Consider the following 13,131-nt stretch of genomic DNA (forward strand, 5'->3'; position numbering starts at 1 on the left):
AAACTCGCCTAATAGTGCCTGTTGAATGCAGATATTAAGCGAACTCTAAACAAAGTTCAATTGGGCAGTGGTCAGAAAAATGTAACTCCGGATAAATGGCAGCACTTTTTAAATGAAGTTGTAATGATTTAGAAGCAAAGTGATAATCGATACGCCAACCCAGATTCTTTGCCCTTGCCCCTGACCTTACTGACCACCAAGTGTAATTATGAGGGTTCTGATTAAAAAACCTGAAAGTATCGATATATCCTTCATCAATAAACCTGCCAACCCAGGCCCGCTCTTCCGGTAAAAAACCTGACGATTTTGCATTTCCTTTAGGATTATGGATGTCTATATCCTGATGACAGATATTTACATCTCCGCTAAGAACAAGGTTAGGAATGGTTTTACTGAGTTTTTCAATATAAACGAAAAAATCTTCCAGGAATTTCATTTTTAGTCCCTGGCGTTCATCACCCGACGTACCTGAGGGGAAATATGTACTAATCAATGAGAAATTATCAAAGTCGGCACGTATCATGCGCCCTTCAAAATCATATTCCGCAATACCCATTCCGTATTCCACGTGCACAGGTTTTATTTTAGAAAGAATAGCTACCCCGCTATATCCACGTTTTTGTGCCGGATACCAATAACAATGGTAACCCAATTCTTCAAACTTTGGGCTTACAAGCTCGGTTTCAGATAGTTTAATTTCTTGCAGGCAGATAGCATCTGGCTGATGATTTTTGAGCCAATCCAATAATCCCTTATTGATGGCGGCACGTATGCCATTTACATTGTAGCTGATGATTTTCATATATGTAGGCCAACTTCTTTTCTGAAATATTCTATAACAAAGTGTTTCAATAGTTTTTCTTGAGATAATAAATCAAAACTTGGCAAAGGCTGTATTAGCTTCCAATGAGGCCAGCCTGCTTCGTCTTTTCCTTCGAGCTCATAATAGCCTCCATAACTTAAAACTTTACAAATGGCTATGTGCATCAGGTCTTGTTTTTCTTCTTTACTAAAAAACTTCTTCCCCTGCCCTAGTTCTTGTACACCTATTACAAATAATACCCCGTTTAGGTCAACGGTTTTTTTTCCTAGATTTTCTTTCAGAAACATTAATAATGTTTGCCAGTTTTCTTTTAATTTGTCGTCTTCTACCATTAGCAATATTTTTATGTACAAACTTAATGAAAGCGCATGAAATGGGTAAATCATTTAATAGATATAATCTATCCGAAAACCTGTGATGCTTGTGGAGAAGCACTTTTAGGAGGAGAAAAACTGATTTGTACCAAATGCCTCGTTGGTTTACCTCGTACAAATGTACACCTAAACTCTGACGTACTCATTGAAAGGCGATTCTGGGGTAAGGTAAATATGGCTCATACGTTGGCTTATCTACACTTTGCAAAAAAGAATAAAGTACAAAAGCTATTGCATCAGCTAAAATACAAGAACAAACCTGACCTAGGCGTTTTGCTTGGAGAATTGTATGGGAGAGATTTAAAAGAAGCAGGTTTCGATAAAAACATAGATTTGATTATAGGTGTGCCGCTGCATATTGAGAAAGAAAAGCAACGAGGCTATAATCAAGCCAATTGCATAGCAGAGGGCCTCTCAAAGGCCTTAGAAGTGCCTTATGATGCCGTGGTGGCTCAAAAAGTTGTAAATACAGCTACACAAACCAAAAAGAACCGTTTTGAACGCTTTATGAACGTGAAAGATGCCTTTTATATAAGAGATAAGTCGAAGATTACAGGTAAGCGGATTGCCATTGTTGATGATGTGCTTACTACAGGTTCTACGATTGAAGCATTTGCCGAGGTATTGATTCAGAATGGCTGTGCAGCCGTTTCGGTAGTAACTATTGCCATAGCTGACTAAGCTTATCGGATATACCTATATAAAACAAAAAACCCTTTCATTCGAAAGGGTTTTTCTATGAAAACGAATTTGGGTTACAATTTTCTTTTGCCTTTCGGGCCAATGGCAATCATTGCACAACGGAAACCGATAGTTGCAGTTGAAGAATCTTGGTCTAAATAACGACGAGTACCAGGTGATAACCAGTAGGCTACATCATTCCATGAGCCACCTTTGTAAACACGTAGTTTGTTGTCTATCAATGAGTTAAAACCTTTTTTATCGTATAAGCTTTCTTCATCAAGGTAATCGCTACGACGGATTGGATTCAAATCGTTTACGTCTTGGAAAGAGTTCGGACGATACACGTCATATACCCACTCATTTACGTTTCCGGCCATGTTGTAAAGACCAAAGTCATTAGCAGGGAACTCATAAACTTCCATAGTAATGATACCACCATCGTTTTGGCGTCCGGCAATACCAGCAAAATCACCACGACCACGTTTGAAGTTAGCTAACATTGTTCCTTTCTGGCCACCTTTTGGCTTACGCATTGATGAGCCATCCCAAGGATAAATACGTTGGCTTGATTGGTTTTCGTCCATATATTGGGTACCAATCATAGCTTTTGCAGCATATTCCCACTCAGCTTCTGTCGGAAGACGGTAGCCAGGTAGTACATTACCTGTTTCGATAGCTAAACGACCACCCGCCTTAGCTTGTGGCGCTTCTGTTGTAGGGGCACTTCTGTCTCTTTTAGATGTTTTCGCTTTAGGACCAAAACGAGCTGCCATTTCACCATTTACTGCTCCGGTTCTCCATTTACAATAGTCAGATGCCTGTACCCATGAAACACCTACAACAGGATACAATCTGAAACCAGGGTAACGAAGATATTGCTCAGTAAACTGGTCGTTAAATGATAGTTTATTCATCCATACCGTAGTATCAGGTAAGGCTGTTTCATAAAATTCTTGCGACGAATCCTTTTGAATACCATGTAAATACTCAAGCCAGTGTAGATTAGTAATTTCTGTTTCGTCCATATAAAACGAAGAAACAGTTACAGTTCTTTCAAGGTTATCGCGTGAGTAGGTTACATCTTCCTCTACAGTACCCATTGTAAAACGCCCCCCCTCAATATACACAAGGTTTGGACCTGCAGGCTGACCTTTAAAGGCATTTACCTGAAAACCATCAGCTTGCTGAGCCTGTCCTTTTTTAGGTTTTTTACCTTTATTGTCTTTAGAATAGGCAATCCCGGTAGCAGTACTATTGCGACCCGGGTCGATACTCGTTCTTTTTTTGCTCGAACAACCACTTAGGATAAGCGCAAAAGCCAACGCACCCGTAATCGAACTAAAAAGTATTCTTTTCATTTTCGGAATGATTTTTGTTAATAGAATTCGTTTTGCAAAAATAGGTTATTTGATGTAAATATCTTAATCTTCTGAGAATCAAATCTTTAGAAAGGTTACTCTTTTCCGACAAATCCGCTCAATAATTTATCTAAATCATCAATGCTTTGTAAATTTTCAACGGTAAGAAGAAGCTTAGATTTTATTTCCTTTAGCGAACATCTTTTTGGATTATGTTTGATGTAATCAAGAATTCTGCCAAACTTATCTGCCTGAAAATATTCTGTTTTCTCTGAGGAAACGAAATAGCATTTCAGGATATTGTTTTTTAAAGTTAATTTTTCAAATCCTAATTGCTCTGCTTTCCATCTGATTCTTACCATTTTAACTAAATTTTGTACTTCCTGAGGCATTGGGCCAAATCTGTCAATGACCGACTTCTGGAATTGTTGTAGTTCTTGTTCCTTCTCAATATTATCTAATTGATTGTAAAGCGACAAGCGTTCCGAAATATTACTCACATAGTTTTCAGGAATAATAATCTGTAAATCGGTTTCAATCTGGCAGTCTGGCAATCTTAAATCAGTAATTGATTCCGAGAGGTCTTTCATGAATAAATCTTTGAATTCATTCTCTTTCAATTCCTGCACCGCTTCATCTAAAATCTTGTGGTAGGTCTCATAACCCAGGTCATTAATAAAGCCACTTTGTTCTGAACCTAACAGGTTACCCGCACCACGAATATCCAAGTCTCGCATAGATACTTTGAAACCATCGCCAAGGTCTGAAAACTCTTCCAATGTTTGCAGGCGTTTACGACCATCGCTAGATAATACAGAAAGTGGCGGTGTGAGTAAATAACAGAATGCTTTACGATTCGAACGCCCTACCCTGCCCCTCATCTGGTGTAAATCAGACATACCAAAATTTTGAGCCTGATTAATAATAATAGTATTGGCATTCGGAATATCAAGCCCCGACTCAATAATGTTGGTTGACACCAACACATCGTAGTCGCCCTCAATAAATTTCATCATTACTTTTTCCAAACGGTCGCCGTCCATTTGTCCATGAGCAATTCCAATTTTAGCATCAGGTACGAGTCTTAATATAATGTTGGCAATAGACTCAATATCGTTTACACGGTTGTGTACAAAGTAAACTTGTCCGCCACGCTTCAATTCATAGCTGATGGCATCTCTGATAAACTCTTCTTTAAATACATGCACCTCGGTAGTAACCGGCTGGCGGTTTGGCGGAGGTGTAGAGATAACCGATAAATCACGGGCACCCATTAAAGAAAAATGAAGTGTTCGTGGTATTGGTGTAGCTGTTAATGTAAGCACATCAACATTAAGTTTCATTTCCTTCAATCTATCTTTTGCTTTTACACCAAATTTTTGTTCTTCGTCAATAATCAAAAGACCAAGGTCTTTAAACTCAATATCTTTATTTAAGATTCGGTGCGTACCTACCAAAATATCTATCTTACCTTCTTTAAGTTTTTTCAAAGTTTCGGTAATCTCTTTAGCCGACCTGAAACGACTTATCTCACTTACATTGACCGGAAGTTTCGAAAGACGCTCGGCAAAAGTTTTATGATGCTGCATTGCCAGAATAGTAGTAGGTACCAGCACGGCTACCTGCTTACTATCGGCCACCGCTTTGAATGCTGCCCGAATAGCCACCTCGGTCTTTCCGAAGCCAACATCACCACATACCAGCCTGTCCATCGGATACGGTTTTTCCATATCGTCTTTTACATCGTTGGTAGCTTTTGCCTGGTCGGGCGTATCTTCATAGAAGAATGATGACTCCAATTCGGCTTGCATAAAACCATCACGTGAAAAAGCAAAACCCGGAGCCATGCGGCGCTTGGCATAAAGACCTATCAGCTCTTTGGCAATATCTTTTACCTGTTTCTTTACCCTCGATTTTTTATTCTCCCATTCGGCCGAGCCAAGCTTGCTCATTACCGGTGGTGCCCCTTCTTTGCCTGAGTATTTAGCTATCTTATGTAAGGAGTGGATATTAACTAAGAGGATGTCGTTATCTCGATAAATTAGCCTTACCGCCTCTTGCTCTTTGTCGCCAACTACTATTTTTTCGAGCCCTGCAAAACGCCCGATACCATAATCTATATGAGTAACAAAGTCGCCAGTTTGTAATGCTCTCAACTCTTTCATGGTAAGGGCTTTCGACTTACTGAATTTGTCTCTTACCTTGAATCGGTGGTAGCGGTCGAATATCTGATGGTCGGTATAGAAAGCTACTTTGGTTTGCTCATCAATAAAACCACCTCTAAGCGAAATCTGTAAAGCGTTGAATTTTGTGAAGGGGTCTATCTCTTCAAAAATCGAATTAAGTCGGCTTAGTTGTTTAAGCGATTCGGCCGATATAATAGTAGTAAATTGCTTCGATTGATTTTCTTTGATGTTATCAATCAAGCGTTTAAAATCTTTGTTAAATGAAGGCTGGCTTTTGCTTTGAAAGCTGATTTTTTCGGCATCCTTATAATAGCTCTTAGTGCCAAATTCAATGATTTTAAACTTCTTAATTTCATTCTGAATACTCCGACGGGTTTCGAACAATGCTTCTGGATTTTCGACGACCTGAATACCTCCGCTACGACCCACTATCTCTTGAAAATGTTGCTCTACAATTTTGAAAGAATCGTCAATAATTTCGAAACAATAAGATGCGTCTTTTATCCATATATTACTCGTATTGCGAATAAAATTAAAAAAAGTTTCTCTTGTTTCCTTAATTAATTTGTTCTGAACATCAGGAATAATGTTAATCTGATTAACCGGATGCATTGATAATTGAGATTCAGGGTTAAATAGCCTGATACTGTCTATCTCATCTCCAAAAAGTTCAATTCTGTATGGGTATTCAGAGGCATAAGAGAAAATATCAACAATACCCCCACGGATAGAAAACTGCCCTGGCTCATAAACAAAGTCGGCTTTTTCGAAATCATAAGAGATAAGCAACTCTGATATAAAGTTGATGTCAAACTCTTCGCCAACCTTTACTTGAAGCGTATTGGCAATCAATGATTTTTTGTTGATTACTTTTTCAGAAAGGGCTTCAGGGTAGGTTACAATAAGCAGATTGGCCTTTTCATTATTTAATTGATTCAAAATTTCGGCCCTTTGAAGCACATTTGCGTTATCAATCTCTTCGTATTGATAAGGTTTTTTGTATGACATCGGAAAAAGAAATACATTTTCTTCTCCTAGCAGATTTTGTAAATCATTATAAAAATAAGCCGCATCTTCCTTATCGTTCAGAATAAAAAGATTGTGCTGTGGGTTAATCTGGTAGTTTAAACTTGCCAGCACGGCATCTAAACTACCGGCTAGCCCTTTTATTTGAGTGATAGGATTCGTCTTGATGCTATCGATAGATGTACGAATAATACTATCTTCACTATAAATCTTTAATAAGTCTTTTACTTCCACTCTTTCAGAATTTTATAAATAAGAAAGGGACGCAAAAACTCTTTTGCGTCCTGAATTTCAGTACAAAAATAAAAAATAAAATTAAAACTGATTTTTACAGAGATTAATACTTTGCTAAACCCCAGATTATGTCTTGTTTATATCGCTTTTTATTTAATATTATATTTTAAGGCGAAATTAAAAATTATAAGCTTTCAATAATTCCTATCAGTTTTTTCAGGTGCTCATGGCGCTCGGCTGTTGCTTCAGGGTAACTCATGTCGAGCCTTTTAAGTTCATTAACTATTACCTTCGCTACTATCAGCCGCATATTTTTTTTATCATCGGCCGGAATAATATACCAAGGGCTTTTTTGAGTTGAAGTAGCATTTATAAGGTCTTCATAAGCCTGCTGATAATCGTTCCAGAAGCCCCGTTCCTTTACGTCCTGCTCATCAAATTTCCAGTTTTTTGTTGGGTCTTGTATACGCTCTATCAATCTTTCGGCTTGCTCTTCTTTCGATACATTCAGAAAAAACTTAACCACTCTTATTCCGTTTCTATGCAGATAAGTCTCAAAATTAGTAATGTCTTCATACCTATGTTTCCAGAGTTTATCCATGTCGTCGGTCAACTCAACAGGTAATCTCTGGTTTTGTGTTACTATTTCGGGATGCACTTTTACTACCAGAACCTCTTCATAATAAGACCTGTTAAAAACCGTGATGCTTCCACGCTGAGGTAGTTGTAAAGTTGTGCGCCACAAAAAATCATGTTCTAACTCGGTATCATTTGGGCGTTTAAACGAGTGTACATTTAAGCCTTGCGGGTTCACGCCCGAGAATACTGCCTTCAATGTACCATCCTTCCCTGCCGCATCCATTGCCTGAAATATCACAAGTAAGCCAAAGCGATTATGTGCGTACATCATACTTTGGAGCTCGTCCATTTGTTTATTTAAATCGGCCAACGAAGTTTCATAATCTTCTTTATCTTGATAAAAATCTTTAATTTTAGTTTTGGTATCGCTGATAGAAAATTTTCCGCTTCCATCAAATAAAAAATCGTTTACTTCTATTTTTTTCATAGATGTTTAAATTTTAAGGTAAGGTTCTATACAATGAGGCAAAATTTAAGATACTTGCTTAGAACTGTATATAGAACAATATTAGACCATGATAGTTTTTAAATATTCAAACCCAAACCTACTTTCACTTTATCCATTACCACATGCGTATAAAACTGTTTTACATCCGGGTTATCCATCAGATATTTTTTTGAGAATTCTTCATAATGTTTCATGTCTTTGGTATTAACTATAATTACAAAATCGTAAAGGCCTGTTACATAATAGCACTGGGTTACTTCCGGGCACGCTTCAATAAGCGACTTAAAAGCATCAACTACTTTTGAGTTTCCTAAATGAAGTGTTACATCTACAATACAGGTAATACTCATACCAATAGCATGGGAAGAAACAATTGAAATATCAGCTTCTATTACTTTCTCATCCCTGAGTTTCTTTAGCCTTCTTTGTACAGCACTTGTGCTGAGGTTTATCATCTGGCCTAATTCTTCTGCTGTTATTCTATTATTTTTCTGAAGCTGATTCAATATCTTTTTGTCGTACTCGTCTAGTGCTTGCATAATTTACCGATTTTTGGCCCTAAATGTAGTTAATTTGTGCGCTGAGGTAATGTATTTTGGTCAAAAAATATCCTTTAGAGCTTATAATTTTGCATAGTTATTTTATGAAAAGCTATTTTAAATTAAAACAAAAAATGAAAACGCTAATTACAATCGTTGCGCTATGCGTAATAACTACCTATGCTTTAAAAGCAAATGCTCAAAGTATTAATCCTACTGTTGAAACTATCACAAAACCACTAGATGTATTTATAGAAGAAAAACTCAAAGAATCTGGAATGGTAGGCCTTGGAGCCGCCATTATTGTAAATAAAGAAGTGGTATGGATAAAAGGCTATGGATATGCCGATAAAGAAGCTGGCAAACCTTTTACGCCGAATACGATTATGAACATTGGTTCTATCAGTAAAACTTTTACAGGGGTGGCTCTGATGCGAGCCGTTGAAGAAAATAAACTCTCACTCGATGAAGACATCAATAAGTATCTTCCGTTTAAAGTAGTTAATCCATATTTTCCTGACGAGAAAATTACACTAAGGCAATTGGCCATACACACCTCGGGCATTACTGACGCCTACCCTACTTATGACAGTGTGTACCACTATGGTGGCGACTCCCCTGTTCAATTAGGCGATTTTTTGAAAAACTATTTTGAGCCGACAGGTAAGTTTTATTCAAAAGAAAATTTCTTAAATCATAAGCCAGGTACTTACAGAGAATATTCAAATATTGGAGCTGCTCTTGCCGGATATATTGTTGAAATAGCCACGGGAAAAAAACTAAATGTATATACTAAGCAGCAAATTTTAAAGCCTCTGAAAATGAATAGTACAGGTTGGTTTTTTGCTGATATTAATTTATACAATCATTCAAAGCTCTATGAAAAACAAAACGACATTATTAAAAATATAGAGTTGTATGGCGAAATAACTTACCCTGATGGTGGTGTTCGGACGTCAGTTGCAGATTTATCGAAATTCTTTATTGCTTTACTTAATGAGGGTGAATACAAAAAAACAAGAATTTTAAAAAAAGCTTCTGTAAATGAAATGCTGAGGTTTCATTACACCGTAGATGATAAACCAGACAACGTAAAGCTAAATGAAAAGAATGCAGGAATTTTCTGGTCTACCAAATTAAACACTACAAGAATCGGTCATGGTGGTTCTGACCCTGGTATAAAAACTGAAATGCTTTCAGACCTCTCAAAAGATGTTGCTGTTATTTTATTTACTAATACAGCTTTACCAAATAAAGATATGAATAAATATTTTTATGGTATTTATGATGAACTACATAAGACCGGAGAAAAATTAAAGCAGGCAAAGGCAAAGCCCTGATATATGCGGGAACTCGATTTTGTTATAAGAATAAATATACTTTAACAGCAAATGAGTTTTCAATATTAATTTGAATATGGTTGATAAGTAGTATGTTTGTAATTAAAACATCTGCTTTTCAACCATGTTTTTTATATAACTATTTTTGTCAGACAAACTCAAATGTGGAATAATTCGTTTATTCAATAAAACGTTCAATAAATAAATTTTGTTAACTATTATGAAGGTACTATCAATCATATTTATTGGCGGGGCTATCGGAATCTTTGCCCTGACCGGATACAAATTCAATAAAAAGGAAACAATAATGGATCAAGAAACAGAACAAAATAAAGCTGTTGCAACATTTGGCGCAGGTTGCTTCTGGTGTGTAGAGGCAGTATTTCAGAGATTAGACGGAGTTACAAAAGTAGAGTCAGGCTATATGGGTGGTTCAACAAAGAACCCTACATATAAAGAAGTGTGTACCGGACAAACCGGTCACGTAGAGGTTACCCGGATTACCTACAATCCGCAAAAAATATCTTTTGAAGAATTACTTGAGGTTTTCTGGAAAACCCACGATCCTACCACGCTAAACCGCCAGGGTAACGATGTTGGTACACAATACCGCTCGGTAGTTTTTTATCATGATGCTAACCAAAAAGCTTTGGCCGAAAAATACAAAGGGGAGTTAAACAACGCTCATGTTTTTAATGGCCCGATTGTAACAGCCATTGAGCCGGCGCAAGAGTTTTATGTAGCAGAAGATTATCACCAGAATTATTTCAACCAGAATGGTTCGCAACCTTATTGCCAGATGGTAGTAAGACCAAAGGTTGAAAAATTTGAAAAAGTATTTAAAGATAAATTGTCTAAGAAATATCAATAGACAATAAAGAAAATAGCAAAAAGCCGTTTTGTTGATACCGACAAGGCGGCTTTTTTATTTGCCCGAAAAATAAAAATAAGCAAACATTATGTTAAATAGAATAAGTGAAAAAACGGCTCTTAAATTGGCTTTTAGCACTACTATATATATAGATTATAAATAATAATTATGAAAACAATAGAAAAAGGTGGTATTTCTGTTTGAAAGCGACTAATTTTGCACCCGAATTTTAGTTATAAGTACTTAGCTATCAATCTGAAAGCAACTGTCTATGGCTAAAAGATAAACAATTATTATACTTTTCATTTCAAAAAATCATGTCTGCATTAGTTGAAACAGCGAGTTTACTCGCTGACAGAATCAACGCGTTGGAAGAATCAGCCACGCTTGGTATGTCGAAAAAATCGCGCGAATTAGCGGCGCAGGGACACAAAGTTATTAACTTATCTGTTGGAGAGCCAGATTTCAAAACTCCAAAGCATATTTGTGATGCTGCTAAGGCAGCTATCGACAATGGTTTCCACCACTACACACCAGTAGCAGGTATTCCAGAACTCCGCAAGGCAATTGCAGACAAGCTCAAGCGTGAAAATAATCTGGATTGGAAGCCTGAAAATATTGTTGTTTCTACAGGAGCAAAACATTCGTTAGCAAACGTAATACAATGTTTAGTAAACCCGGGCGACGAAGTAATTATTCTTGCGCCATATTGGGTTAGCTATTCTGAAATGGTAAAGTTGGCAGATGGTAAGTCTGTAATTGTTGAAGGTGCATTTGACAACGATTTCAAAGTAACACCTGAGCAATTGGAAGCAGCAATTACCGACCGCACTAAAGTGGTAATGTACGCATCGCCAAATAACCCTACTGGCTCTGTTTACAGCGAAGCAGAATTAAGAGCTTTAGCTAAAGTAATAGAAGCACATGAGAATGTATTTATACTGGCTGACGAAATCTACGAATACATCAACTTTACACCGGAAGGCCATTTCAGTATTGGTTCTATTCCTGAAATAAAAGAGAGAGTTATTACTGTAAATGGTTTTGCAAAAGGCTTTGCCATGACAGGCTGGCGCTTAGGATTTATAGCAGCAGCTAAATGGATTGCAGATGGTGTAGAAAAACTACAAGGTCAGGTAACTTCGGGTACAAGCTCTATTTCGCAACGTGCTGCCGTAGTAGCATGGGAGGATATGTCGGCACCTGAAATGATGAAGCTGGCTTATTTACGTCGTAGAGAACTAGTTATTAACTTATTAAGAGAGATTCCGGGTGTGAAAGTAAATGTACCTGATGGCGCATTTTATGCGTTCCCTGATGTAAGCTCTTATTTTGGTAAATCTGATGGTACAGTAACTATCAACGACGCCGACCAGCTATGTATGTGGTTGCTTGAAAAAGCCCATGTTGCTATGGTAGGTGGCGGCTCATTCGGTGCTCCAAAATGTTTGAGAATCTCAACAGCAGCTTCTGACGAAGCGCTTACAGAAGCAATGGGCAGAGTAAAAGAAGCTTTAGCTACATTGAAATAATAATCGGTAATATACAAAAAAGCACCTGTTTATGCAGGTGCTTTTTTATTAAATGCAGTTTTAAAAGTATAATACTTTTAAAGAATATTTATTTGTAGTTTATTTTTTAAACTCAAATACAACACCAAATGTCAAACGGAAATCGTTGTTTTTACGGCCACTTAATACCACACTTTCGTAGGAGTTTTCGAGCGTACTTCTGATACCCGTTCGCTTGGTTATCTGATAGCGGAACACCAGATTTCCATTCCAACGAAAGTTTTTTTCGGTAATACTAGGCTGTATAAACAATATGTGCGAAATAAACATTTTGCCATCGCCCAGGGTGTACTCACCAAAAATACGGGTAGAGTTCCGCCACAAGTCTATATCAGGAATATCGTTATTCACTACGAAATCAGTTCCTTCATAGAGCAATACGTTTGTTACAGATATATATGCATTTTTTCTTTGTAAGAGCTTTAAGCCTACCCCTGCCCCACCAATAAGCCGTTGATTGATTTTGCGGAGATTACTTTTTTCCAAAGAGCCAAAGGCCAGATAATAGAATGTTTTTTCGTACAAGACCGTTGTCCGGAAATCAACAAAAACTTCTCGTTCGTTTAATTGTTTATTTTGTTGACCATAAACGAAGGTCGGGCTACTCGAAAATTTAAGTATCTGGCTCAGATTCCAGTCAATACCAGATGCCAATTGTATTAAGGCACGGTTTACGTTACCTGATGTAAGTGTACCGTCAGCCGACATCCGAAATTTGAATTTAGCAGGGGTATCGTCTTTAGGTTGTTCTTCTTCTTGCTTTCCTTCCTCTTCGGCTTGCTCCTCTTGCGTTGTGGTGCTATCGGGTGAAACCTGCACGGGCGGAAGATTCTCTGGTTTAAGCGTATCAGGTTCGGTGGTTTGAGCTTTTACAATAACTGCAAATAAAGAAAAAATTAAGATTAATAATTTTAGTTTCATCGGTGTTTTCTTATTCATAAAATTTAGCAAATTTTGTAAAATCTTTCTATTTTATAACTAATCATTTGATTAAAGTGTTAATTAAAAACGTATAATCTACACAAAAGACATGATAAG

General features: G+C 37.2%; 11 protein-coding genes. 4 read left to right on the top strand and 7 right to left on the bottom strand.

Annotated elements, in window-relative coordinates:
- Positions 1-34: 34 nt before the first annotated feature.
- Complete coding sequence (locus tag WAE64_RS02270) at positions 35-802, bottom strand: exodeoxyribonuclease III (protein WP_340234049.1); 768 nt, start codon at positions 800-802, stop codon at positions 35-37.
- A complete protein-coding gene (locus WAE64_RS02275) occupies positions 799-1,155 on the bottom strand; it encodes a hypothetical protein (RefSeq protein ID WP_340234052.1) in 357 nt (118 codons plus the stop codon). The genes WAE64_RS02270 and WAE64_RS02275 overlap by 4 nt, the downstream gene beginning before the upstream one ends.
- Positions 1,156-1,191: 36 nt before the next feature.
- Here WAE64_RS02275 and WAE64_RS02280 point away from each other — a divergent pair, with 36 nt between their 5' ends.
- A complete protein-coding gene (locus WAE64_RS02280) occupies positions 1,192-1,878 on the top strand; it encodes a ComF family protein (protein ID WP_340234054.1) in 687 nt (228 codons plus the stop codon).
- Positions 1,879-1,952: 74 nt separating this feature from the next.
- Here the strand turns inward: WAE64_RS02280 and gldJ are convergent, their stop codons facing one another.
- From gldJ to WAE64_RS02300, 4 genes are all read right to left on the bottom strand, one after another.
- Positions 1,953-3,239, bottom strand: a complete 1,287-nt coding sequence (gene gldJ / locus WAE64_RS02285) for a gliding motility lipoprotein GldJ (protein ID WP_340234056.1) — start codon at positions 3,237-3,239, stop codon at positions 1,953-1,955.
- Positions 3,240-3,334: 95 nt separating this feature from the next.
- On the bottom strand, positions 3,335-6,685 hold the full coding sequence (gene mfd, locus WAE64_RS02290) for a transcription-repair coupling factor (RefSeq protein ID WP_340234058.1): 3,351 nt from the start codon (positions 6,683-6,685) through the stop codon (positions 3,335-3,337).
- Between the two features lie 184 nt (positions 6,686-6,869).
- Entirely contained in the window at positions 6,870-7,751 is an 882-nt protein-coding gene (locus WAE64_RS02295; RefSeq protein WP_340234063.1) for a polyphosphate kinase 2 family protein, read from the bottom strand.
- Positions 7,752-7,849: 98 nt separating this feature from the next.
- Positions 7,850-8,311 carry an Lrp/AsnC family transcriptional regulator gene (locus WAE64_RS02300; RefSeq protein WP_340234066.1) on the bottom strand — a complete coding sequence of 154 codons (462 nt, stop codon included), beginning with the start codon at positions 8,309-8,311 and terminating at the stop codon, positions 7,850-7,852.
- Between the two features lie 134 nt (positions 8,312-8,445).
- Here WAE64_RS02300 and WAE64_RS02305 point away from each other — a divergent pair, with 134 nt between their 5' ends.
- The 3 genes from WAE64_RS02305 (at position 8,446) to WAE64_RS02315 (ending at position 12,054) form a co-directional block, all read left to right on the top strand.
- Entirely contained in the window at positions 8,446-9,651 is a 1,206-nt protein-coding gene (locus tag WAE64_RS02305) for a serine hydrolase domain-containing protein (RefSeq protein ID WP_340234068.1), read from the top strand.
- 307 nt (positions 9,652-9,958) lie between these two features.
- Complete coding sequence (gene msrA / locus WAE64_RS02310; RefSeq protein ID WP_379977857.1) at positions 9,959-10,522, top strand: peptide-methionine (S)-S-oxide reductase MsrA; 564 nt, start codon at positions 9,959-9,961, stop codon at positions 10,520-10,522.
- A 317-nt stretch (positions 10,523-10,839) separates the two neighbouring features.
- Complete coding sequence (locus tag WAE64_RS02315) at positions 10,840-12,054, top strand: pyridoxal phosphate-dependent aminotransferase (protein WP_340234074.1); 1,215 nt, start codon at positions 10,840-10,842, stop codon at positions 12,052-12,054.
- Between the two features lie 99 nt (positions 12,055-12,153).
- Here the strand turns inward: WAE64_RS02315 and WAE64_RS02320 are convergent, their stop codons facing one another.
- The gene (locus WAE64_RS02320; protein WP_340234077.1) at positions 12,154-13,032 is read right to left on the bottom strand and encodes a DUF481 domain-containing protein; all 879 of its coding nucleotides are present in this window, start codon (positions 13,030-13,032) and stop codon (positions 12,154-12,156) included.
- Positions 13,033-13,131 lie beyond the last annotated feature (99 nt).

Source organism: Emticicia soli, from assembly GCF_037860775.1.
Taxonomy (GTDB): domain Bacteria; phylum Bacteroidota; class Bacteroidia; order Cytophagales; family Spirosomataceae; genus Emticicia; species Emticicia soli.